This window comes from Coprococcus sp. AF99-45 (assembly GCF_027663865.1).
Taxonomy (GTDB): domain Bacteria; phylum Bacillota; class Clostridia; order Lachnospirales; family Lachnospiraceae; genus Allocoprococcus; species Allocoprococcus comes.
The window spans coordinates 103,667-128,957 of record NZ_JAQDGZ010000003.1; the positions used below are offsets into that span (position 1 = coordinate 103,667).

Here is a 25,291-nt window from a genome sequence, read left to right on the forward strand (position 1 = left end):
GAAAAAAACCACATTTGTGTTGTTGCAAGTAGCTTCATTTAGTTGCATATATTAAGTAAATGAAGTGATGAGTTGCGCCTTTTGAATATTTGTTGCAAAAACACCCCTTTTCGTTGTGAAAAATGCAACGATGTATATAATGAGAGTATGAGATAAAGCCAATAATCAAATTACATACATACCTGTGAAAGGGGCGTTACTTATGGCAAATGATAATCAGATAGCTTTCCTTTGTTCGAGATTGAAGGAGTTTCGTGAAAAGAATGGCTGTACCATGGCTGACATGGCGAAGAAGATTGATGTATTAGAGGGCTTGGAACCAGGAACTGGTATGAACAAGTCGTCTATTTCACGTGTTGAAGGTGGAAAAACTGCAGAAAAAACTCTATTGGAAATGGCAAGAAAATATTGTAAGGTTTTTGGAATGTCAGAATCACAGACCGAACAATTTTTGAGAGGGGAGAAGGCTGCAGTTCCAGATACTTCAGCGTTACTTAAGAATTCACAGTTAATTGATGAACTGAACAAGGAATATAGCAAGGTAGTTATTCCAAAGGTAGTTGTTGATGAATTAGATAATATAAAGAATAAGAACTCAGGTTCTCTTGGGAGAAAGGCTTGGGAAGTTATTCGTGGTATTAGCTATGGTTCTCGTACAATTCTTATGGAATATAATGGCGATGCTGATGAAGATAACGAAGATTGCAAAATAATATATATTGCACAGGAGGCTTCTGATACATATCACTGCAAAGTAGATATCATAACAGAGGACACCGATTATTCAGCATATCTTAAAGGGCATGAATCCGTTTCAGCATTACATCTTAGAGAATATATGGCTACTAAGCAGGATCTTATCAATATGACTAAATTGGCTAGAATTGACGCTTATTACGCAGATTCATATGAGGAATGCGAAGAACCGACAGCAGACGAAGTTAATGCATATCTTCAGGATGGAAATACCCTTATTATTTCTGCTGTAAGAAATAATAGGGTCACAATTGAGCAAAGAAAAGAAAAAATCAAATGGCTCATTCAGCTTGGTGCAGATGTTAATAAGCGTGATTGCAGTCGTAGATATTTCCCTGCTCTATCGCATGCAGTGCAGATGAAGGATTATGAGATGTTTATGTTTTTGCTTTTAGAGTGTAAGGCAAATCCTAATGTTGGAAGTAGAAATCCTTTTGATGCCGGAAAAGTACGCCAGAAGAATGAGGGCAATATGCCATTAATGATTGCTGCCTGGGAGGGAAAGAAGGATTTTGTAATTGCTTTATGTGAGGATGAAAGAACCAGTATTAACCAGCAGGACGCTAATGGATTTACTGCGCTCATGAAGGCCTGCATGAATGGTCACTTTGAAAATAATAAGGAAAAGCATACTTGGGATATTCGAAAGATACTCATTGATGCAGGAGCTGATCAGAAGATCGTTGACATTGATGGTAAAACTGCTGCTGATTGGGTTAGTGAGTATCATGAATCTGGTCCTACAAGAAAGCAGTTTAATAGAGGTAACAATACGAATAGTCAGAAGAGGGGGAATAGAAGATGGTAACACGAGCTTGTATATCGATAAATAATCGATGCAATCTCAATTGTACTTATTGCCATTTTCATGAGAAGAAGGATTACATTCAAGAGGACAATATGGATGTAATTACTATCCTTGATATTATTACTTCGCATATTGAAGACAACGATATTGATTTGTTTAAGTTAGGGTTCGTGGGTAATGGAGAACCAATGTTAGATTATGAAAAATTTAAGCAGTATATCGCTCATATTGGAGATTATTTGAAATCTGGAAGAATTGCTGCATACACCATTACAAACGGTCTTTTAGTTGATCGTGAGAAGTTAGAATTCTTCAAAGAATACAATGTAAATGTTGGCTTTTCAGTAGATGGAATCTCTGCTATTCACGACAAGTATAGATGTGGAACTCATGAGCGAGTGATGGCAAATATAGCTTTATACAAAGAAGTGAATGGAAAGTATCCTTCTATGAATTGTACTGTTGGAAAAGAGATCATTGATAATCCGGAAGCGACCATAGGGTTCTTTGAACAATTTGGTAATAGGATCACGTTTTCTAGGATGATTGGAAAACAGGGGATATCGTTACCTGATTTTAATGCGTTCTTGAATAAGGCGATGGAACGATTGAATGTTAGAACTGGTGGCTACGACTGTACCATGTATGGTGGTATGTGTGGTGCAGGAATGGATAATATTTTTTACGCAAATGGAAAGATATTCATATGTGGTAATTGTATCGATTTACCTTTTTCAATGCCTTACGACACACCTCTAAATGAGGTCAGTTTTGACGTTATCGATTTTGACAGAAGCTGTTGTTTCAAGGAGGTGTTTACTGGTTGAAGATAGCATTATATGGAATGCCTTGTGCAGGCAAAAGTACATTGATGGATAGAATCACTGATGCAAAGGTTATTAATGGCAGCCAGGAGTTGAGACGTATTTGCGGTGGTTCCTTTTTGGAACTATCAGAAGAAGAGAAACATCAAGTTAGAATTAAATACACAGAATATATTAATGGTTTGAATGATGAAGTAATTGTTTCAGATGGACACTATTCATTTATGGAAACTGTTGCATTTACTGAGGCTGACGGAGAGTTGTACGATATCTTTATTTATCTGTATTGTTCTCCGGAAAATCTTAAGGAAAGATATGCTTTGTCAGAGAAAAATGGTAAGTTTGCTGGCGAGTCCATTGAGTCGTTAAGACAATGGCAGGAATTTGAAATAAATAATCTTAGAGAGGAATGTCATAGGCGAAATAAGGACTTTTACGTTGTCAGTGATAATGAAGAAGAACAGAATAAGTTTTTTGATTTCTTATCTTTACTTCGAGAAGGTTTCAGCTCCTACGATTTAGCGACAGATATCTGTAATCAAATAATGGAGCAGTTCAACAAGCAGGATATCTTGTATATAGTTGACGGAGATAAAACCATTATTATTCAAGATTCATATAGGTTCTGTTGTAATGGCAAGACAAAGATCTTCGATGGAGATTTTTATACTGGCTATCAATCATTTCTTTTTGAAAAGGAATTACAAACCGCGTCTATTGACAAATCTAAAATTGCAGAGATAACAATTAATAATGAAGTGTATGACATAGTTGCATCGAATAATTATGTTGTACTTTCTTCTGGAATAAAAGATTTGTGGAGCGATATTGCTAATGCTAAGAATCTTGGAACTATATTTGCTAGTCCATACATAAGTGCAGATGTTAAGTATTATGTCGTAAAGCAATTGCGAGAACATGGATACACTATTTTTGCCTATGGAGATAGCAAGATTGATTTATATATGTTACGCGAGGCTGATAAAGGATTTCTGTATATTGGTAAGCGAATAAGCAGATCATTGAAGAATGAAAGCTTATCAGGCTTGGTGCCGATTTACGATCATTCTTTGGTGATATTGGCTGATGAGGACGAAGAAGTACAAGCTGATATTGCTATCTGCAAATCGAATTCAGGAATAAGTGGAAGTAGGCTGGCAGCAGCACATGTGCGTTTAGGAGAAAAAATAGGAAGGCACATTGCTGCCGTATTCCCAGAGAAAAATACATCAATCTTAGTTTTGGAACGAGGTGGCAGGTTTTTTGGTGACGGAGTATATATGGGAGCAGGCGGCATTTTTTATTCGATGAACCCGAAGCAAGATGATGCTCCTGTGATTAATACAGAGAGAGTAGTTATTGTTGATAGTGTGATTAATACTGGAAAATCAATAATGAGGATTATTGATGAGTTAAAGAATCATAATCCAGGCATTGACGTTATTATCGCTGCAAATGTTATTCAGAATGAAGCTGTCGAGTTGTTTAAGGATTATCTTGTGTTTGCAACAAGGCTTTCGAAGAATTCATTTGTAGGAGTTAATCAATCAAAGCAAACTGGCAAAACAGGACCGGATACTGCAGATAGACTTTTTAATTTAATAAAAAAACGATATTGAAATGATTTTGTTGCAACAAGATTTTTTTTGTTTTTAGTCAAATGTCAACATTTAACAATTTGTTAAAAATGCACAAATTGTAGACTGTTAACAATCTGAATGTGTGTGAATGAAAAACAGATATCGTTCATATATGTAGTAAAATCCGTCCACGAAAGACTTGTTTTTTTTGTATACAATAAAAATACGTCGTATTCCACAAAAATGCACAAAAACGAAAACGATAATAGATGTTTAATTGGTAAAATGTTATAATTGTCTTAACACAAAGTTTACATTTATGGAGGAATGCAAAATGAAAAAGAGAATGATAGCCCTCATGCTGGCTGGTATCATGGTACTCTCGGTCACAGCCTGTGGCGGTGGAGGAGCTTCCAGCAAGAACCAGAATAATCAGGATGATGGTGAAAGCAAACAGGTTGGAGTTGAGGTAACCGAGGACATGCAGAGTGCACCGCCGGAAGATGCACCTGTAGGAGGACAGGTTGTAGTTGCGATCTCACCAGGTACCTTATCACCGGATATGTACGGCGGATGGTCAAACAATGCAACAAACTCCGGATTCATTGGATTGATGAGTGGTTACGCCCTCGCTGATTACAATCGTGATTATGTTCTTGATTGGGACCCGGTTGTTGTTAAAGATCACGAAGTAATCGAAAACGATGACGGAAGCAAGACATACCGTTTTGAAATCAATGATAACCTGAAATGGAGTGACGGTTCTCCGATTACAGCAAAAGATTATGTATTCAGTCTTCTGCTTCATTCTTCTCCGGAATTTGCAGCCTGTGAAGGTGATGCAACATACGGATGGGCTTTAGTTGGATACAACGATCATGTACAGGGAACAACAAAAGAATTCGCAGGTGTTAACCTTCTTGGGGATTACGAATTTTCTATGACAATCAGTGCAGATCAGCTTCCGAACTATTATGAGATGGCAAATGTTGCCTATGGACCGGAACCGCTTGCAGCAATCGCTCCTGGATGCGACGTGAAAGATGATGGAAACGGAGCATACCTTACAGACGGATTTACAGAAGATCTCATCAGAGAAACCTTGCTTGATCCGGATAAAGGATTCCGTTACAAAGCACCGGTTGTATGCGGACCTTACAAATTAAAGAGTGTTGACCTTACAACTGAAACTGTTGAACTTGAAATCAACGAAGAATACCTTGGAACATATGATGGAACAAAACCACATATCCAGACAATTATTTCCAAACCGGTTGCAGATGAAACAATCCGTGACGAATTTGAAAAAGGAACAATTGATTTCTACTCGGCAGGTACAGGAGAAAAGATCGAAGCTGCTTTAACAAAAGTAGAAGAAGGAAAATTAGATGCAAACTATGGTCTTGTACCGGGAACACGTATCAACGAGATGCGTTATATGTGTGACTTTGGACCGACACAGTTTGAAGAAGTAAGACGTGCAATCGCTTATATCGTAGACCGTGATGAAATCAACAAACAGTTAACAGGCGGATACGGTACAGTGGTAGACTGTTATGCAACAGATGCTACAACAGATTTTGCAGCAATCAAAGATGATATTGAATCTGAACTGATTCACTACTCATATGACCTTGATAAAGCAAAACAGGAACTCATCGATGGTGGTTGGACACTGAACGAAAAAGGTGAAGAGTACAAAGAAGGTACAGACAAATACCGTTATAAAGAAGTAGATGGTGAATTGATGAAATTAAAAGTTGAAGTAGCATGCTGTGAAGATGACTACTCAAAACTTTACAACACAGTAATCCCACCGGAAGCAGAAAAGATCGGTATGGAATACAAATACACATCTATGGACTTTGCACTTATGATCAACCATTTGAATCGCCAGGGTATCGATGAACCAGAATATAACATTTTCTACAGTAGTATCGGAATTCCGGAAATTCTCTTCTACTGGAACTGCTTCGATGACGATCCGAGTTTAATGGGAAGCTGGAATGTTAACTACATTTCCGATCCGGAATTAAAAGCAATCGGTAAAGAGATGCAGAAAGTTGATCCTGAAGACATTGACGGATTCAGAAAATTATATGGAGAATTCCAGCTGGCATACAACAAAAAACTTCCAAGTCTTCCAATGGGATCAGGAGTTTCTTATATGTTCTTCAATCCGAAGCTTAAGAATTTCGTTCCTAGAGCTCATGTGGGATGGGGAGCAATGGTATTAGATGCATACTTTGAAGAATAAGCATAAAGGATTCATCAGAATAGATCAATTCTATTAACTTTTGATATGCATGACAAAACAGGGAGGACAGAACAAAGGCAAATGTTCTGTCTTCCCGTATCTTTTCTTTATACGAAAACAAAATTATGGTAATGGTTCAGACAGAATCACATGTCATGAATAATTCAGGAATAACTATTTCATCCAGAAGGAGAAAACTACATTATGGCAAAATACATATTGAAAAGACTTGGTTATATTATTATAGTATTCTTCCTGCTTTCCATCTTACTGTTTGGTATTTTTAAAATGGTACCTGGTGACCCTGCCAGACTTATGGTCGAGGGACAAAAGCAGAGTGTTTCACCGGAACAGTATGAGATGCTTTATCAACAGGCAAGAGTACGTCTCGGACTTGATAAACCGATTCCGGTTCAGTATTTAAGCTGGATGGGAAATATCTTACAGGGAGATTTCGGTTACTCTACCGTATATCGTATTCCGGTTAAAGAACTGATCGGACCTCCGATGAAAAATACAATCGCCCTGAACGTTGTATATTATATTTTCCTTTTCGCAATCGGAATTCCGCTGGGAATCAAATGTGCGGTAAAAAAAGACACGGTGTTTGATACATCACTCCAGGTAGCAACTATGATCGGTATCAGTATTCCTTCATTTATTTCGGCGCTGATCTTTATCTACCTGTTTGCAATTAAAATTCCGATCTTTCCAATCAGTGGAATGGTCACAACGGGTGCAAATTTTACAGGCTTCCGTGCATTCTTAGATTATTTATATCATATGGCACTTCCTATTATTGTATGTCTGACAGGTATCGGTGGTCTGATCCGTTATGTCAGAGGAGCTCTTCTTGATGCATTATCTATGGATTATGTAAGAACAGCCCGTGCCAAAGGTCTGAAAGAAAAAACTGTTATTTACAAACATGCGTTCCGTAACGCGATGATCCCGATCACAGGCTGGATCGTAGGCTCTATCGTAGGTATCTTTGGTGGAGCGGTTATCATTGAGACTCTGTTCTCATGGAAAGGTGTCGGAAAACTTCTGATCGATTCCTTGAACCAGCATGACTATACAGTCGCACTGTCCATGCAGATGTTTTACATTTTGTTAGGACTTGCTGCAAACCTGATCACAGACTTATGTTACTGTATCGTTGATCCAAGAATTAAACTCGATTAGGAGGAAGACAAATGTTATTTGGAAAGAAGAAAGAAAAAGAGCAGCGTTCCGTTCTTGAAGAAGAACAGATGCAAAGTCCTTTTCGTACGATTATAAAAAATCTGCTGGAAAACAAACTGGCTATGGGAGGATTGATCGTATTTGTATCAATTTTTGCAATGTGCTTCATCCTTCCGATCTGGTTTCACCAGGATTTAAACTATCAGGATCCAACACAGAAAAATATCGCACCGGGATTTTCATTCCTTTCGGTTCCGTCAGATTTAAAAGACAATGCCGAAGTGATTGAATTTGGTCCGACATATGGTGTAGGAGTAGACAAAGACGGTTACGTTTATGAGTGGGGACAGTTAACGAAAAACCTGAAAAAAATTCCGGCTGATATGGGAAAAGTTGTTGATATCGCAGTTGGTCAGGACCACGTGCTGGCAATCAACGATAAAGGTACCTTATACACCTGGGGCTTCAACCGAATGGGTCTTAATGTGATTCCGCCGGAACTGAAAGGCAAAAAGATTGCTGACATTGAAGCAGGATATCAGGTATCCGTTGTTGTAACAGAAGACGGAAAAGTTGTTTCATGGGGAAATACAAGTGCAGTTGATATTTCTACAGCTAATGTAAAGGATGAAAAAGTCAAAGAAGTAAAAGCAAATATTCAGACAGCCATTGCCCTTACAAAGGATGGAAAAGTCATCTCGCTTGCAAAGAAAGAAACTGCTTTAGATAATGTACCGGAAGAGATTCAGGGAAAAGTAGAAAAAATCGCTTTAACAGATAAAGCAGCAGCAGCTGTATTAAAAGATGGTACTGTAAAAGTCTGGGGAAACAATCACAACCATATTTTCTCCGTACCGGAAGAAGTGCAGGGCAAAGCAGTGGATATTTCAGGTGGACGTAACCATCTTGTTGTTGTGACAGAAGATGGAAACGCAGTAGCCTGGGGCGGAAATGAAAATAATCAGGCAAAGGTTCCTGCTAAGGCAACCAATATTGCAAAATTAGCTTCCGGCTATTATCAGAACTGTATTATCAAAGAAGACGGCTCTGTTGTGACATGGGGACTGAAAGGTTACTTACTTGGAACAGATAATCTTGGAAGAAACGTATTCTACCGTATCTTAAAGGGTGGACAGATGACTATGACAGTCGGATTCATCGCTGTTATCATCCAGTTCGCGATCGGTATCTTAGTAGGGGGTATTTCCGGATACTACGGTGGAACTGTGGATATCCTTCTTATGCGTCTGGCAGAGGTTGTCGGATCCCTTCCGTTTATCCCGCTGGCACTGATCCTTTCTGCTTTGATCGGAAATAAAGTATCTGATGTCGGAAGAATCATCATGATCATGTTGATCCTCGGTTTCCTCGGATGGACCGGTATCGCAGGTCTTGTCCGTGCACAGGTGCTTGCAGAACGTAACAAAGAATTCGTTGTCGCTGCAAAAGCACTGGGTGTAAAAGAAAAGAATATTATTTTCCGTCATATCGTACCGAACGTAATGACGATCATTATCGTACAGGCAACAATCTCATTTGCAACCTGTATGCTGACAGAATCCGGATTATCATTCTTAGGATTCGGTGTTGCAGAGCCAATTCCTTCATGGGGAAATATGCTGAACAACTGTCGTTCTTCAGAAGTTATCTCACAGTACTGGTGGAGATGGGTATTCCCGTCAGTTGTATTAGGACTTTGTACTGTAAGTATCAACTTGTTTGGTGACGGACTTCGTAGAGCAGTTGACCCGAAAGCAAATGAAAGGTAGGAATAACGATGGCATATTTATTGGAAGTAGATGATCTACATACATTTTTTAAGACAAAAAAAGGAATTGTAAAAGCGGTCAACGGTGTTTCCTATCGAGTAGAGCCTGGGAAAACATTAGGTATCGTAGGAGAATCCGGAAGTGGAAAGAGTGTATCGGCAATGAGTATCTTAAAACTTTTGGATGGAAACGGATATATCGACAGCGGTACAATTACTTTCAAGGGAAGAAATCTTGCGGAGTGTACAATCAATGATATGTACCAGATTCGTGGAAATGAGATTTCCGTTATTTTCCAGGAACCGATGACAAGTTTGAACCCGGTATATACGATCGAAAAACAGTTAAATGAAGTTTATTTAACCCATCAGAAAATCACAAAAAAAGAAGCAAGTGAGAAATCACTTGAAATGTTAAAAGCTGTTAAGATCCCGAATCCGGAATCTGTTATGAAACAGTTCCCGCATCAGCTGTCAGGTGGAATGCGTCAGAGAGTTATGATCGCCATGGCTCTTGCCTGCGAACCAAGTCTTCTGATCGCTGACGAACCGACTACTGCTTTGGACGTTACCATTCAGGCACAGATCTTAAAGCTGATGAATGAACTGAAAAAGGAAAAAGGGACCTCTATTCTGTTCATTACACATGACCTTGGAGTTATCAACCAGATGGCAGATGAAGTGGCAGTTATGTATTGTGGTCAGGTTGTGGAAATGTGTAAAGCAAGAACTATCTTTGCAAAAGAGACAACCTGTTCACATCCATATACGGAAGGACTTATGACTTCAATTCCACGTCTGGATACACCGGTCGGAGCAAGACTTGAGGCAATTCCGGGAGCAGTACCTCATCCGCTCAATCTTCCGAAGGGATGTAAATTTGCTCCGCGTTGTAAATATGCAACAGAGAAATGTATGAATGAAGAACCAAAATTAGAGTTGGCAGAAGACAATCACTTGATTCGTTGTTTCTACCCGGATAAGGAGGCACGCCATGCCAAATAATGATGAAAAGAAAGTGCTTTTGAAGGTCACGGATCTGAAACAGTGGTTTCCACTTAAGAAAACAAAGTTATTCCAGAAAGAGCAGGAGTATGTAAGAGCCAATGACGGAATTACTTTGAATATTTACGAAGGAGAAACAGTTGGTCTTGTTGGAGAATCCGGATGTGGAAAATCAACATTTGGAAGAACTTTACTTCAGATCTACAAACAGACAGAAGGTAAGACAATGTATTACGGCAGAACTCTTACCGATATGGCACCGCTTTATGTAGACGAAACAATCAAAAATATTTCTTCTGGTAAAAAGAAAATTGCCGAATTAGAAGCGAAGGCAGAAGCATTAAAAGCGGAATATGAAAAAATGGAAGATTCTGCGGAAAAATTCCAGAAACAGGCCGAATATGAAAATATCCAGAAGAAATGTAATATGGAATTCCTGAATCTTGTTCAGATCATTGGTGGATTCTATAGCTTAGATGACACAAAAGAAGCAGAACAGTTACTGCTTGAAAAATTCAAAGTTGCCAGAGTGATCAGCGGTTTAAATGAAGAAAACCAGATGGAAGGTGTCGATAAGACAAAAGAAATCGCAGAGAAGAAAGTGGAACTTGAAAAAGCGGAGAAGAAGTTAGAAGAACTCCGCAGCAAATATAAAAATGATGAAGCTTTTACAAAATACGAATCATACCGTGATAATGGAGTAGATCTTGCGAGACTGAAAACACAAGAAATGCGTTTCCTTCGTAAAGATATGCAGATGATCTTCCAGGATCCATACTCATCACTGAATCCACGTATGACAGTTGGACAGATCATCGGAGAAGGTCTTCTTGCACATGGCATTTTTAAGAAAAATGATGAAAAAATGCAGGCGTATGTTATGGAAGTCATGGAAAAATGTGGACTTGCACCATATATGATCCATCGTTATCCACATCAGTTCTCCGGTGGACAGAGACAGAGAATCGGTATTGCACGTGCACTTGCATTGAAACCAAGATTCGTAGTCTGCGATGAGGCGGTTTCCGCACTTGACGTTTCCATTCAGTCGCAGATCGTCAACCTTCTGAAAGATCTCGGAAGCGAAGACAATCTTGCATACTTATTTATTTCACATGGTTTGAGTGTTGTAAAATATATCAGTGACCGAATTGGTGTTATGTACCTTGGAAACATCGTAGAGCTTGCAGAGTCACAGGAAATGTTTGATCACCCTACACATCCATATACAGAAGCGCTGTTATCAGCAATTCCGACGACAGACGTAGATTCTAACAGAGAGATGATCCCGCTTGAAGGAGATATCCCAAGTCCGGTTCATCCGCCGAAAGGATGTAAGTTCCATACAAGATGTAAATACTGTACAGAAATCTGTAAGCATATTACACCGGAACTTGTGGAAATGAGACCGGGACATTTTGTAGCCTGTCATAATCCACTCGGAGTAGAAAAGGATTCATAAAATCAGAAAGGAATTAGCATGAGCTTTTTTGGAGGATACAGCAAACGAGGAAGACAGTTGGAAGAACAGGATAAAAAGTTCCTGGAATTTAAAAAGCAGATGAGTGACCAGAACATTGTTTTTGAAAAGGGAGATTATCTGGCTATGGTTTTGGGGGCATTCTGGGCACTCTGGCCGGCTCTGGCCATTACACTGGCAGTAATTGTGGGGATCAGCCTGTTCTTTTTATAAAAAACTGCAAAAATCTGAAAGGAAGAATGAATGGATTATACCAGGAAGGCATCAATACAAAGAAAAACTCTTTGGCAGCAAATCGCTGATGTATTAAGAGAAGACATCATTCGGGGGAAGATCAAACCGGGGGAACGAATTGTAGAAGAAGATATTGCGGAGAAGTTTTATGTAAGCCGGGGACCGGTCAGAGAAGCCCTGCGTCATATTGGGGAGGAAGGATTTGTTGTTTATGAGTCTCATAAAGGCAGTACAGTAAAGACGATTTCCTATGAAGAAATGCAGGAAAAATATCTTGTCCGCTCTACCCTGGAAGTTCTGGCAATCAGGATCATTGCCGGAAAACTTCCGGAAGAAATCGAACGGGAAATGGATGAGTGTCTGGAGCAGATGGAAAAAGCTGCGAAAGAAAAAGATGTGTACCACATTATGTGTTATGATGAACAGTTTCATTCATGCATTGTTCGAGCAGCAAAGTGCGAAACCTTATATAAAATATGGGCAATGCTCCGGGAAAGCAATTTGTGCGGATATTATACAATGGGTGTTGAATCCATCATCCCCTTTGATGTACTTCGCTACAATCATGAGATCCTTTTAAAAGGAATAAAAGAATTGCCTGTTGAAAAGACAGCAAAATTGATTGAGGAGCATTATATGATCGTTCCGGAAGTTCTGCATGAAAAACAGTGTAAGAAATCCGAATAGAACGAAGGATAATGTGATTTCAGTTGTTTTAGATCAGGTGGCTAAAAAGACCACCTGACAGCGGCGTTCTACTTCAAAGCTTCGTCACAAAACAGACTGTGTAAATACTTGCAATTACAAGAAAAAACGAATACAATATAGAAAAAGAGGCAGGTATCAGGCGGAAATGAGACAGATGGAATTTAAAATGGAGCGTCCGGGACTGGTTGAACCCGGACAGATTGTTGATGTGACAGAGGGCGTTGTAGCTGCGTATTTTTATTATACGATTGAGCCGGCTGTGGCAATGAGCGCCAATTATCGTTCATGGCAGAGACTTAAGTCAGGACAGGGAAAGGTGATTGACGTAAAGCAGACACCGCAGGGGTATTATGTGGTGTGTGAATTTGATGAAGAGGATGTGGAATAAAGAGAAGGAAAAATCCACTGGAAAGAATTCAATATAAAAAGATCAGAGAATGATAAAAAATGTGATTATCAGACTCTGATCTTTTTATATTGTCATGTGTATGGAAGGAAACTACCGGTGGCAGACTCTGCTGATGCTGAATGATGGAAAAAACTGCTATATAATCCTGAACCAGGAACATAAACAGAGAAAATCTACAGTCCAAGAAGAGCAGGAAGTTCCCTGATTGCGCCAATCTGTCTTGGTGGATCCGGAATATCACCAAATCCATACGAAGCATAAATAAAAGGCACGTCTGCTTTCTGGCAGGCATCAAAATCACCTGAAGTATCTCCGACATAAACCACATCCTGCAGATGATTGCGCTCCATCAGAAGACGGATGGATTCATTTTTTGGAACCTGTGTCTGACCAAAGCATAAAAAATCTTTGATATATTTTTCGAGTCCCATCGTTTTTAGAAAAACTTCGATATATCCACACTGGCAGTTGCTGACGATATAAAGGCCGGTTTTCTGAGAAAGGTTTTCCAGTGTCTGCGCAACATCTGGGTAAAGAACACCGTGATCGGTTTCAAGCAGCCGATTTTCATAGTTAAAGCAAAGATAGCCGATTCGGTCACGTTCTTCTTTTGGGCAGGAAGGAAAGAGTGCAAGCGTGATCTCATCCATTGTTTTTCCAAAAAGTGACTTAAGCCAATCTGCTGTAAGTGAGAGGGAAAAATCTGTATTCTCCTCTATCGCCTGATTCCAGGATCTGGCAACTGCTTCGGTTGAGTCCCAGAGTGTGCCGTCTACGTCAAATATAATACCATCCATGATTCAATCTCCTGTATCTGAAAAATTATTTAACAGATTAAGGATAGCACAAGGTGGATATCCGGGCAATGATCTGTAAAATATTTTATCGAAAAGTTACAGGTGATGTCGAAAAAATGCGAATTAGTAAGAAAGAAGAAAAGAAGTGTAAGATAGTAGAAACAGAAAAAACAAAAGAAATAAATGGGGGAAAGAAATGGCTGAGGGGAAAATCAGGATCAAAGATATTGCAAAAATAGCCGGAGTGAGTGCAACAACTGTATCGAATGTGATCCATGGAAGAACGGAAAAAGTATCAAGAAAGACGAGAAAAAGGATAGAGGAGATCCTGGATGAACAGGAATATGCCCCAAGCATGGGAGCACGTATCCTTTCCGGAAAATCTTCCGGGATGATTGCTGTAGTTGTTGGAAAAAGGCAGGAATGGGAGCAGGAGAGTGAAAAATTAGAAGAAATACTGCGTGAGATCGAGAAGAGTCTGGATGAGAGGGAATACTATATGCTGCTGCATTTTGTAAAAACAGCAGAAGAATTTGTACGATATGCGGCGGTATGGAAACTGGATGGGGTTATCTGTATCTGGCTCAATGAAGAGGCGTGTACAAGAATCCGACAGATGTGTGCAGTTCCGGTGGCTGCGATATACAGAACAGACCGGATTTACGGAAAAGCCGGTGAGGAAGTCGCAAGGTTTCTGTTTAAAAGAGAGAAACAGAGAATCTGGTTTCTGGATGGAACGGAAGAGTACGGAAAAGTGGTATGGCAGGGAATGCAGAAAATATTTTCAAAAAAAGGCTGCTGTCTTGAAGAAGAACAATATCTGGAAATTCCAAAAGACAGGGATCTGCGGAGAATGTTCTATAAAATCCGGCTGGCAGGGCTTGCTTTATCCGCAGATATGCTCGTATTTGCATCTGCCGTACAGGGAGCAGAGGCTGTCGGTTATCTGCATGATCTGGAAATCAAGGTGCCGGAGGAAATTGAAGTGATGGCAGTCGGAAAAGAAGAAACAGCACTCATTTGCCGACCGCAGCTGACAACAGTCGAATTTGACAAAAAACGATTTGTCCGACAGGCAATTGAAGAATTATATGTCCAGATGATAAAAGGATATATTTTGACAAAATCCGGAAAAATCAGTGTGAAAACGATAATTAGAGGTTCCTGTAATTGATAAAATCGAATTAAAGTGATAAAATTTTAGAAAGCTACTTGACAAAGGTGGTGTCAATTGCTACAATAAAAAAACAGAACGCACTCTGTTTTGTAAAGTAAAGGAGTATGTTATGAGAAAACAAGCTTATTCAATTTTGGTTTATAACAATCCGGGACTATTAAGCCGTATGGCAGGATTGTTCAGCAGACGGGGGTACAATATTGAAAGTATTACCGCAGGTACAACTGCAGATCCGAGATTTACAAGGATCACGATCGTAGCAAGTGGAGATGAACAGATTCTTTCACAGATCGAGAAGCAGGTTCGCAAGATGGAAGATGTGATCGAGATTAAGCCGTTAAATGACAGCAATTCAGTATGCAGAGAACTGGTTATGATCAAGGTTCGTGCAAATGCATCTGAAAGAGCAGAACTTATTTCACTGGCAGATATTTTCCGTGCGAAGATCGTTGATGTTGAAAAAGACTGTCTGATGATTGAACTGACGGGAACCGAATCAAAGCTGAAAGCGTTTATGGAGCTTCTGGACGGATATGAGATCCTGGAGCTGGCAAGAACCGGTATTACCGGACTGAAGCGCGGAAGCGATGATGTGATCATGTTTGATTAAAGCAGAGAGACGTTTTGAAAAGAGCGACGAGCTCGAAAGCGGCACCTTCAGGGATGCAGCAGTAGTTACATAAGAAAGCTAGGGGCATGGAGCCTTTAACTCTATAGAATTCAATAAGTCATAGGAGGAAATTAAAAATGGCAGCAAGAATTTTTTATCAGGAAGACTGTAATTTATCAGTATTAGAAGGACAGACAATAGCTATCATCGGATATGGTAGCCAGGGACATGCACATGCACTGAACCTGAAAGATTCAGGATGCAATGTCATTATCGGTCTCTACGAAGGAAGCAAATCATGGGCAAAAGCAGAAGCTCAGGGATTTGAAGTATATACAGCAGCAGAAGCTGCAAAGAAAGCTGATATCATCATGATCCTTATCAACGATGAACTTCAGGCTGATATGTATAAGAAAGACATCGAACCAAACCTTGAGGAAGGTAACATGCTGATGTTCGCACACGGATTCAACATCCACTTCGGATGCATCACACCTCCGGCATATGTAGATGTAACAATGATCGCTCCAAAAGCACCGGGACATACAGTAAGAAGCGAATATCAGGCAGGAAAAGGAACACCATGTCTGATCGCAGTAGAACAGGATTACACAGGAAAAGCCTGGGACAGAGCACTTGCTTACGGTCTTGCAATCGGTGGAGCAAGAGCAGGACTTCTTGAAACAACATATAGAGTAGAGACAGAAACAGACCTCTTCGGAGAACAGGCTGTACTTTGCGGTGGTGTATGTGCCCTTATGCAGACAGGTTTCGAAACACTTTGCGAAGCAGGATACGATCCAAGAAACGCATACTTCGAATGCATCCATGAAATGAAACTTATCGTAGACCTGATCTACCAGAGCGGATTCGCCGGAATGAGATACTCAATCTCCAACACAGCAGAATACGGTGATTACATCACAGGACCAAAGATCATCACAGAAGATACAAAGAAAGCAATGAAGAAGATCCTCTCAGACATCCAGGACGGAACATTCGCAAAAGAATTCCTTCTCGACATGTCACCGGCAGGACGTCAGGTACACTTCAAAGCAATGAGAAAGAAAGCCGCAGAACATCCATCAGAAGTAGTAGGAGAAGAAATCAGAAAACTCTACAGCTGGAATGGTGAAGATAAACTGATCAATAACTAAGCGATAGGCAACAAGCCGGTCAGCTAAGCGGAAATAGAAGGAGTCCCGGAAAAACATGCTCGCATGCTTTCCCGGGACTCCTTCTATTTCTGATTAGTTAGTTGGCGCCGCCAACGGTCGAACAAGCTCTGCTTGTGAGACTCTGACCGGCTTGTATGTAAATCATTCGACCCACAAACTCACAAACACACCCAGCGGAATCGCGCTATGCGCCAATTCCGCGTCCCCCCCAAAACAGAAGTCCCGTCAAACTACCCATCCAGCCAAACCGCGCTCCCGCGCCAGTTTGGCGTCACCTCTAAACAAAAGTCCCGTCAAACCAATAATTTTCATCTCCAGCATCTCACTTACCTAAGTCGAAAAAAATAAGATTATATTACTGTGAGCAGAGTGGATGAAGAATGGACAAAAGAAATTGTATGATATTATAAAAGACAGTTGTAAAACAGATTTTTCTGTCATTTTTTAGTGATATTATATAAATGAGGCGTAAAACTATAGTAAAGTTGCTTGAATTACTGTTTTTAACATTTTTTGCATAAAACTACAATATTGCTCTTTACAAAACGATACGCTTACATTATATAAAATAAAAACCGTTTTCTATCACAAATGTTCAATGATATATTTTAAATTGATTTGTCAAAAAAATAATAAAACAACAAAAAAGACTGAATATTATTCCTTGTATCAAGTAATATATTGATAATTATCCCATCTGTGATATAGTAAAGATAATAGGTGTCTTTATTGGAGAGGTGAATGAAATGAAAAATGATAAAAAAATGATATTTTTGAAGTTATTAAAGATGCACGAACGAACCCGATTCAACAAATAGAAACTATGGCCAGTGAACTGCATAAAACAGAACATATTTCTCCACTAGATGCTTGCAAATGCACTGGAAATTGTGGTGCTATGTAAATTATGCAAATATAAAGCGTATTAAAATGTAGATATTTAGTGCAAGTAAAGACACCTATCTTGTAAATTACGAATTTCAGTAAAGATATAATGAGAGGGATTAATTATGAGATTTAGTAGTTATAATATGGAAGGGAGAATTAAAAGTAAAACAAAATTTATAAATGAAGGAGTTGCTGAATGTTTTAATAGTGTAAAATATAATAATCATTATATGTTAAATAAGCATGACATAGATATTTTTGAAATATGAAATAATTATGATAGTTATGATAGAAATTATTCTAATTTTATTGCTTGCAAATTTTGCACTAAGTTGTTGGAACAAGGTGGAAAAGATAATTTCTTAAAACTTATTTATGAACAAACTATTTCGAAAGCTGAAGAAATTTATGGAAGTCTCTTATATGATATAAAAAATGAGGTGGAAAGGGAAATCTTATTAGGAATTGATTGTTAGGACGATGAAATGAGAAACGAAAAAAAGTACAATAAAAGTATTTATTTTACAATGGTATTTGTACAGACAATAATACATCTTGTTGTTTTGTCTGAGATATTTTTAAAGCTTTTTTTAATTGACCATATTGTATATGATGCTTCTTCTAAAATTATTATAATGGATTTTATTTGGATCATTATATTGTTTTTACTAGAAAACATCTTATATATATTTAAACAGGCTGCGAAAATATGGATTACAAAACAATATAAAGACGTAATGCCGGAAAAGATTATGCATGTCTGTCAAAAACTTTCTCTTCAATTTTTAGAACAGCAAAATATACAGGAAATAATAAAACGATCCGATTCATATTTTGAAAAATCATTGGAATATACGGATGCATTAGTCAGTTGGCTCAGACTTGTTTTGTCTTCTATCGTTTTAGTCTGGTTTATGAGAAATACTTCATTTTTCGCAATACTTGTTATGAGCATACTCGTTTTAGTTGCTTTTGTGATTAATTTACGGACAACAAAAAATACCTTTGGTTTTTGGAAACGATATATGGAGACAGCACGTCGGTTTAATTATCTTTCTGATTTACAAATTAAACGGGAATATGCTTATGAGCGCCGGATTTATGACACATCGAAGGCTATGGATGAACGATTTTCAAAAGAATTTGATCAGGCTGCCAGGATAAATCGAAAGAGTGGTCATACTCGGTTTCGTGGACAAATATTGCTCGAGAGTATTTTGATAGGAATTACAGTTTTTGTAATGTTTTATTTTGCTTTGCCGAATACAATGGAGTCGATTACACTCGGAACTTATACCGCAATCACGGAAACCATTGCAAGAATGCTAGAGGAACTTTCACGGTGTGCAGAAAGCGTATTTCCAATTCGGGAGTTTCATGGTCTTCGCACAGAATTAATCCGATTTGTAGAAAATGATTTTTTGGAAAAAGGGTCAGCGAATAACTTCAGGGCAGAATCACCCAGAGAAAATGTATTGTCTTTGGACAATTTACAGTTTCGTTATTATGAAAATAATGAAGATACTTTGAAAGGGATCTGCTTTACTTTTGAAAAGGGAAAACACTATGGTCTTGTTGGAGTAAATGGGGCTGGAAAGACGACACTTGCAAAACTGTTGCTTGATCTTTATAAACCGACAAATGGCAGAATCTATGATGGAACTGAGAAAAAGACAGCGCTATTTCAGGATTTTCAGGTTTATCCGGTAACTGTAAGGGAATATCTTTTGATGGGAAATGATTCGAATCTTTCGAATGCCAGAGTGTCAGAGGTACTGGACATGCTAGAATGTTCAAATCTGAAGCAGGGGCTTGACACACCACTTACACTTTTGACAGAAGAAGGAACATTACTTTCAAAAGGACAATTGCAAAGACTGGCAATTGCCAGAGCTTTTCTTTCGGAGGCAGATTTCATTCTTTTGGATGAACCGACAGCCAGTCTTGATCCTATTTCTGAACGGGAAGTATATAGATTGAGTGAACATATATTTCAAGAAAAGACAACGTTATTTATCACGCACCGTCTCGGCGCTGTCAGTCAGATGGATGAAATTCTTGTATTGGATCATGGTCAGTTGGTAGAGCATGGGTGTCATGAAGAACTGATGCGCAAAAATGGAGTTTATCGAAAACTTTATCAAACACAGAAGGAGATGTATGTGGATGAAATTTAACTGTAAGCATACGGTTGTGGCGAAATGTCTCAAACTGGGTGCAGAAATGATGCCAAAACATTTTGCAGGGATGATATTCGTCCACCTATTTCTGGCTGTACTTCCAGTATTTGGCATTCAGATCAGTCGCCGAATCTATCAGCTTGCCGAAAAGTCTGTATTGTCAGACTATCAGGTATTAACATTGCTTCTTCCGGTTTTGCTCTATGGAGCGTATTTGTTTCTGATGAAAAGCTACACCATTTACTATGAGCGTGTGATTGTTCAGTTCGGAGGATTGCTGGAATTTGAGAAGAAAACAAAATTGATACTTCATGAAAAATGTGGAAAAATTGCGATGCGTTATTATGAGATGCCGTCCTTCTATAACAGACTATGGGAAGCGAAAGTTGCAAGTATCAATGTATATCGGGTAGTCGAATGCGTGATTACTTTATCTGGTGCGGTGCTGTCAATTGTTCTTCTTTCTGGATATGCATCTATTATCCATTCGTCTTTTTTTCTTCTTATTGTACTGGCTGCCATTCCAGCACTTTTTGGAAATGTCAGTGAAGCAATTTTAAAAAGTCGCAGGCGTACACAATTAGCGGCTCTTGCAAAAGAAGAAAAGGACCGAAAAGAATGTACAACTGATATCCGCTACACAAAAGAGCGGATTGTATATGAAAGCAGTGATTTTCTTATTCAGAAATGGAAAACTTCTTCCAGAAAACTGCGTGAAAAAGAATATGAAGTGGAAATGCAGGTGTTAAAGATTCGTACTTTTTTGATGTTTTTAAATGTTGCTGCAACAGCAGGTGTCTATGTACTGGCCGGCTATTTGTTTTTCCAGAGAAAAATTGATTATCCAGCGTTCATGGTAGCAGTTTCTGCAACATTTCAGCTTCAGAATCAGTATGCACAGTTGTTTTCAGACTTGGGAGCTTTTTCGCAGTTTTGTCTAATGGTAAAACCATTTTTCCTGTTTCTGGATACAGAGAACGAAACACAAAGAATCGCATCAACGGGTAAAATTGCATTCCATCATGCAGGATTTACGTACCCGACGGGAAAAGAACCGGTGCTTCATGATTTGAATTTTACAATACATGCCGGAGAGAAAATCGCTATAGTGGGGGTGAATGGTGCTGGGAAAACAACGCTTTCTAAATTACTGGCAGGATTACTGGTAGTTACAGAAGGGAAAAATGAAGGTGTTCTCGCTGATACACCTTCTGTTATGTTTCAGGAATATCAGCAATATGCATTAACGTTGCTGGAAAATCTTGCTCCCCAGGAATTGGAATTAAAAAATCCAGTACTTGCAGAAGAGCTTCTTACAGAACTAAACCTCAGTCAGATTGCAAAAAATGAAATTCTTGGACGGGAGTTTGGAAAAGTAGATTTGTCGGGAGGGCAATGGCAGAAATTGGCGATGGCGAGAGCATTTTACCACGGAGGGACTTTCTTTTTATTGGACGAACCTACATCAGCCATTGATCCGCTATATGAAAAAGAATTAAATGATCTTATTTTCAGACGTATAGGAAATGACAGTACGCTTATCATTATTTCACATCGTCTTAGTATTGCAAAAATGGCTGACCGGGTACTGGTGCTGGATCATGGTACAATAGCAGAGCAGGGAAAACATGAAGAATTGTTAGCAAATTCAGATTCACTTTATCAAAAACTATGGAATGCACAACTAAGTTGGTACGGAGAATAGATTAGAAAAATTTTTAACTTGTTTCCTTTTCAAAACCTCACGAAATATACATATTGCACAACCCATCCCTCTGTGCTATACTAAAACCAGTCAAAACCACCAAAACAACTTAAAGGAGGAACTAGAAATGGATGAAAGACTGGAAGACCTTCGCTCCGCTAAAAACCCAAAGGCGCGAATTAAAATTTTAAAAGGACACTTTGCAACAAGTCATTCCCACATCAACACCTACATCGACATGTCAACGGTCAAATCCCGTCACAACAACGCCCGTGAAACTGCAAAAGTTCTTGCAGCAGCTTACCTTTCTAACACAACGGTAGATACCATCGTTTGCATGGAAGAGACAGAAGTGATCGGAACCTTCCTTGCCGAGCAGCTTGCCGATGAGAACCAGTACTCACTCAGCAAAGGAAACAACATTTCCATTATTACCCCGGAGATGTATCAGGACGGACAGATCCTGTTCCGTGATAACAAACAGAGAATGGTTGAGAACAAACAGGTTCTGATCCTTGCAGCGTCCATCACAACCGGTAAATCTGTCAAACAAGCAATCGAGTCTGTTCTCTACTACGGTGGAAGAGTCTGCGGAATCAGCGCAATTTTCAGTTCAGTCAACAAGATTGCAGGAATGGAAGTCAATACGATCTTCACAAGCAGTGATCTTCCGCATTACAGAGCATATTCTCCGGAAGATTGCCCGAAGTGCAGAGAAGGACAGCGGATCGAAGCTATCGTGAACAGCTACGGTTATTCTAAATTATAAGAGAAAATCATAAGACAAAAAAAGTCTGTACCGAATACAAGCAGCATTTCAGTACAGACTCTTTTTTGAAAGATTTATGAAAACAAAAAAGACAGCCACTGACGGGATGGCTGCCTTTTTATCATTCATTATTTATCTCGAAACCGGAATTAAGCAATTTCGTTAACAGCTTTTGTTAAACGAGAGATCTTTCTTGCGCAAGTATTTTTGTGGTAAACACCCTTGCTTCCTGCTTTGTTGATTACAGAGATTGCTTCTTTTAATGCAACCTTTGCAGCTTCAACGTCTTTCTTTTCAACAGCAGTTTCAACTTTCTTTACATAAGTTTTCACTTTAGATTTGATTGCTTTATTTCTAGCTGTCTTTGTCTCAGTTACTAAAATTCTCTTTTTTGCGGATTTAATATTAGCCATTTCCGACACCTCCAAATTATCATTTCATAAATTATATAATCATAATATTGAATTCGACGAAAAGTGACACGGAACATCCGTCGAACACACTTATTTATTTTAGGCGAAGAAAGATTGCTTGTCAATACATAATTCCAATTTTTTGCGAAAAACTAAGTGAATAAGACAGAAAATACAGAAATGGGAGAGGACTATGGTTGAAAAGTATAATATCAGGACGGATCTGGCGCTGGAAGAGAAGGAACGGTTTGAATCTGACCATGTTGAGGTCCAGGGTGTGATCTTGACGGAAGAGTATGATGAGGAAAATGAGATCCGCATCACGACCGTGAGGATTGAGACCGAAAACGGAGCAAAAGTGATGGGGAAACCGGTTGGCAGCTATATCACGATCGAGGCACCGGAAATGGCAGTTCCCGATGAAGGATATCATGAGGAGATTTCACAGCAGCTCCGGAAATTCATTGGAGAACTGCTTCCTAAAAGAAAGATGGGAAAGATCCTGGTGGTCGGTCTTGGCAACCGGCAGGTGACACCGGATGCACTTGGTCCTTATGTGGTAGACAACCTGCATATCACAAGGCATATTATTGAGGAGTACGGCAAGTATGCAACAGGGGAAGATGAGGTCTGGTCGGTCAGCGCGATCGTGCCGGGGGTTATGGGGCAGACCGGAATGGAGACTGTGGAGGTGATCCGGGGGGTGGTGGCAGAGACAAAACCGGATATCCTTCTGGTGATCGATGCGTTGGCAGCGAGAAATTCAAAAAGGCTGAACCGGACGATCCAGATTGCGGATACGGGAATCAATCCGGGATCCGGGGTGGGAAATCACCGAAATGCAATCACGGAAAAGACAGTCGGGATCCCGGTGATTGCAATCGGTGTGCCGACTGTAGTGGATGCGGCAACCATTGTAGGCGATACGATGGATAATCTGCTCAGTGCAGTGGAAGTATCTGAATCTTTAAAAGGCATGGCAAGTGTGATCAAAGGATACAGTCCTGCAGAAAAATATGAGCTGATTAAAGAACTGATCGCGCCACATTTAAATGGAATGTTTGTAACACCAAAAGATATTGATGAGACCGTCAGGCGAATCAGTTATACGATTTCGGAGGCACTGAATATGCTTTTTGCGGCTTCAGCGACATAATCAGGCAGTGAGCTGCATATATTATGTCAATATGACACAAAAGGTCCGGGGCAGGATCCAGTCTGGAAAGATATGGTTTTGCTACAGCGATCTTCAGAAACTGGCAGGGAGGCGCGCAGATGAAAAAAGAACAGAGAATTTGTGTGCTTCTTGCCATTATGATTTTGGGAATCTGGGGACTGGAAGCAAAAAGCAGCGGTTCACTGATCCCGAAGTCCTGGAAGATCAGGATGATCCAGAGCGTTCAGGAGAATGCGGAGCGGCTTTATATGCCGGGAGTTACATATACGGGAAAAAAACAAGGGAAAATCCGGGTGACGGAGGCTGTTGTCCACATGGCATCTGCCATGATTCCTCTTGGCAATTATGTGACTGAACGGGAGGCGGCAGAGCTTCTGACAGAAGATGAGGCTACCTATGCGATTCTTGCAAAAAAGCAGGCAGAAGAAGAAAATTCGGTGGATGAAAATGGACAGCTTATCGGGAAAGACAAAAGTGAAGAGACAAGGCAGGCGTCCGTACCGACGATGGATCTTTCGATGGAGCGGCTAAATGATTTTGAATATCTTGTGAGCAATTTTTATACGGTGGACAGCGTGACTTATATCAATCCTTCGGAATTGAACGCTTCGGAGCTGCTTGGAAAAGATTTGAGGATCAATCTGAGTACGGGCGGTTCGAAAATCCTGATCTATCACACCCATTCCCAGGAGACATTCGCAGATTCAGATAATGATCCGTCCACCTCAATTGTAGGGATCGGGCGTTATCTGACGGAGATTTTAAATAACAAATACAAGATTCCGACCATGCATCATGAGGGTGTATATGATCTGATCAATGGGAAACTGGACCGGAGCGAGGCCTATGAATTTGCCAAACCTGAGGTGGAACAGATCCTTGCGGAAAATCCGAGTATCGAAGTGGTGATCGATCTGCATAGAGACGGCGTGGCGGATACTACGCATCTGGTGACAGAGATAAATGGGAAACCGACGGCACAGATCATGTTTTTTAACGGACTGAGCCGGACGCGGGTAAACGGAGACCTTGCCGGAATGGCCAATCCATATTTGCAGGATAATCTTGCATTTTCCCTGCAGATGAAGATTGCGGCAGAAACAAAATATCCGGGATTTGCAAGGAGAAACTATCTTCGCGGCTATAAATACAATATGGATCTGATGCCGCGGATGCTTCTTATTGAAGCGGGCGCGCAGACCAACACGGTAGAGGAAATGCGAAATGCCATGGAGGTGCTGGCAGACCTTTTAAATAGTGTGCTGACCGGACAATAGAGGGAGTATTCTTATGACAGAATGGAAACTACAGAAGTTTAACGATATAAAATATGTTATAATGGCAGGAGAGGTCAATTTGGCTTGACAAGAGGATTGAAATTGA

General features: G+C 39.7%; 22 protein-coding genes. 20 read left to right on the forward strand and 2 right to left on the reverse strand.

Going from position 1 to position 25,291, the window contains the following annotated elements:
* Nucleotides 1-202: 202 nt before the first annotated feature.
* From PGR14_RS03530 to PGR14_RS03585, 11 genes are all read left to right on the forward strand, one after another.
* Nucleotides 203-1,564, forward strand: coding sequence for an ankyrin repeat domain-containing protein (locus tag PGR14_RS03530; protein WP_055297412.1), 1,362 nt, complete (start codon nucleotides 203-205; stop codon nucleotides 1,562-1,564).
* Complete coding sequence (locus tag PGR14_RS03535; protein WP_195434444.1) at nucleotides 1,558-2,391, forward strand: radical SAM protein; 834 nt, start codon at nucleotides 1,558-1,560, stop codon at nucleotides 2,389-2,391. Before PGR14_RS03530 ends, PGR14_RS03535 begins: the two co-directional genes overlap by 7 nt.
* Nucleotides 2,388-4,007, forward strand: coding sequence for an AAA family ATPase (locus tag PGR14_RS03540; RefSeq protein WP_055260746.1), 1,620 nt, complete (start codon nucleotides 2,388-2,390; stop codon nucleotides 4,005-4,007). The genes PGR14_RS03535 and PGR14_RS03540 overlap by 4 nt, the downstream gene beginning before the upstream one ends.
* Before the next feature lie 295 nt (nucleotides 4,008-4,302).
* Complete coding sequence (locus tag PGR14_RS03545; RefSeq protein ID WP_227084606.1) at nucleotides 4,303-6,225, forward strand: ABC transporter substrate-binding protein; 1,923 nt, start codon at nucleotides 4,303-4,305, stop codon at nucleotides 6,223-6,225.
* Nucleotides 6,226-6,429: 204 nt separating this feature from the next.
* Nucleotides 6,430-7,410, forward strand: a complete 981-nt coding sequence (locus PGR14_RS03550; protein WP_008369366.1) for an ABC transporter permease — start codon at nucleotides 6,430-6,432, stop codon at nucleotides 7,408-7,410.
* Nucleotides 7,411-7,421: 11 nt separating this feature from the next.
* Entirely contained in the window at nucleotides 7,422-9,179 is a 1,758-nt protein-coding gene (locus tag PGR14_RS03555) for an ABC transporter permease subunit (protein WP_008369364.1), read from the forward strand.
* Between the two features lie 8 nt (nucleotides 9,180-9,187).
* Nucleotides 9,188-10,183, forward strand: coding sequence for an ABC transporter ATP-binding protein (locus PGR14_RS03560; RefSeq protein ID WP_008369363.1), 996 nt, complete (start codon nucleotides 9,188-9,190; stop codon nucleotides 10,181-10,183).
* Nucleotides 10,173-11,645, forward strand: coding sequence for an ABC transporter ATP-binding protein (locus PGR14_RS16080; RefSeq protein WP_055155822.1), 1,473 nt, complete (start codon nucleotides 10,173-10,175; stop codon nucleotides 11,643-11,645). The genes PGR14_RS03560 and PGR14_RS16080 overlap by 11 nt, the downstream gene beginning before the upstream one ends.
* An 18-nt stretch (nucleotides 11,646-11,663) precedes the next feature.
* Nucleotides 11,664-11,876, forward strand: coding sequence for a hypothetical protein (locus tag PGR14_RS03575; RefSeq protein ID WP_008369357.1), 213 nt, complete (start codon nucleotides 11,664-11,666; stop codon nucleotides 11,874-11,876).
* A gap of 30 nt (nucleotides 11,877-11,906) precedes the next feature.
* Entirely contained in the window at nucleotides 11,907-12,584 is a 678-nt protein-coding gene (locus PGR14_RS03580; protein WP_270222977.1) for a GntR family transcriptional regulator, read from the forward strand.
* 166 nt (nucleotides 12,585-12,750) lie between these two features.
* Entirely contained in the window at nucleotides 12,751-12,993 is a 243-nt protein-coding gene (locus tag PGR14_RS03585) for a hypothetical protein (RefSeq protein ID WP_008369354.1), read from the forward strand.
* A 194-nt stretch (nucleotides 12,994-13,187) separates the two neighbouring features.
* Here PGR14_RS03585 and PGR14_RS03590 read toward each other — a convergent pair whose 3' ends face one another.
* A complete protein-coding gene (locus PGR14_RS03590; protein ID WP_055246986.1) occupies nucleotides 13,188-13,811 on the reverse strand; it encodes an HAD family hydrolase in 624 nt (207 codons plus the stop codon).
* A 53-nt stretch (nucleotides 13,812-13,864) separates the two neighbouring features.
* Here PGR14_RS03590 and PGR14_RS03595 point away from each other — a divergent pair, with 53 nt between their 5' ends.
* From PGR14_RS03595 to PGR14_RS03625, 7 genes are all read left to right on the forward strand, one after another.
* Nucleotides 13,865-14,050: a hypothetical protein gene (locus PGR14_RS03595; RefSeq protein ID WP_156333056.1), complete on the forward strand. Its 186-nt coding sequence runs from the start codon at nucleotides 13,865-13,867 to the stop codon at nucleotides 14,048-14,050.
* Nucleotides 14,008-14,985, forward strand: coding sequence for a LacI family DNA-binding transcriptional regulator (locus PGR14_RS03600; RefSeq protein ID WP_055155824.1), 978 nt, complete (start codon nucleotides 14,008-14,010; stop codon nucleotides 14,983-14,985). The genes PGR14_RS03595 and PGR14_RS03600 overlap by 43 nt, the downstream gene beginning before the upstream one ends.
* A gap of 112 nt (nucleotides 14,986-15,097) precedes the next feature.
* Nucleotides 15,098-15,598, forward strand: coding sequence for an acetolactate synthase small subunit (gene ilvN, locus PGR14_RS03605; RefSeq protein WP_008369341.1), 501 nt, complete (start codon nucleotides 15,098-15,100; stop codon nucleotides 15,596-15,598).
* A gap of 137 nt (nucleotides 15,599-15,735) precedes the next feature.
* The gene (ilvC, locus tag PGR14_RS03610; RefSeq protein ID WP_008369340.1) at nucleotides 15,736-16,755 is read left to right on the forward strand and encodes a ketol-acid reductoisomerase; all 1,020 of its coding nucleotides are present in this window, start codon (nucleotides 15,736-15,738) and stop codon (nucleotides 16,753-16,755) included.
* A gap of 1,394 nt (nucleotides 16,756-18,149) precedes the next feature.
* The gene (locus PGR14_RS03615; protein ID WP_055260750.1) at nucleotides 18,150-19,841 is read left to right on the forward strand and encodes an ATP-binding cassette domain-containing protein; all 1,692 of its coding nucleotides are present in this window, start codon (nucleotides 18,150-18,152) and stop codon (nucleotides 19,839-19,841) included.
* On the forward strand, nucleotides 19,831-21,549 hold the full coding sequence (locus PGR14_RS03620; protein ID WP_055247044.1) for an ATP-binding cassette domain-containing protein: 1,719 nt from the start codon (nucleotides 19,831-19,833) through the stop codon (nucleotides 21,547-21,549). The genes PGR14_RS03615 and PGR14_RS03620 overlap by 11 nt, the downstream gene beginning before the upstream one ends.
* Before the next feature lie 127 nt (nucleotides 21,550-21,676).
* Nucleotides 21,677-22,318 (forward strand): orotate phosphoribosyltransferase, encoded by a 642-nt coding sequence (locus PGR14_RS03625; RefSeq protein WP_008369334.1) that lies wholly within the window; start codon nucleotides 21,677-21,679, stop codon nucleotides 22,316-22,318.
* A 149-nt stretch (nucleotides 22,319-22,467) separates the two neighbouring features.
* Here PGR14_RS03625 and rpsT read toward each other — a convergent pair whose 3' ends face one another.
* Nucleotides 22,468-22,731: a 30S ribosomal protein S20 gene (gene rpsT / locus PGR14_RS03630; RefSeq protein WP_008369333.1), complete on the reverse strand. Its 264-nt coding sequence runs from the start codon at nucleotides 22,729-22,731 to the stop codon at nucleotides 22,468-22,470.
* 193 nt (nucleotides 22,732-22,924) lie between these two features.
* Here rpsT and gpr point away from each other — a divergent pair, with 193 nt between their 5' ends.
* Together gpr and PGR14_RS03640 are read left to right on the forward strand one after the other, a co-directional pair.
* On the forward strand, nucleotides 22,925-23,887 hold the full coding sequence (gene gpr / locus PGR14_RS03635) for a GPR endopeptidase (protein ID WP_055155871.1): 963 nt from the start codon (nucleotides 22,925-22,927) through the stop codon (nucleotides 23,885-23,887).
* Between the two features lie 119 nt (nucleotides 23,888-24,006).
* On the forward strand, nucleotides 24,007-25,185 hold the full coding sequence (locus PGR14_RS03640; RefSeq protein ID WP_055260752.1) for a stage II sporulation protein P: 1,179 nt from the start codon (nucleotides 24,007-24,009) through the stop codon (nucleotides 25,183-25,185).
* Nucleotides 25,186-25,291: the final 106 nt, after the last annotated feature.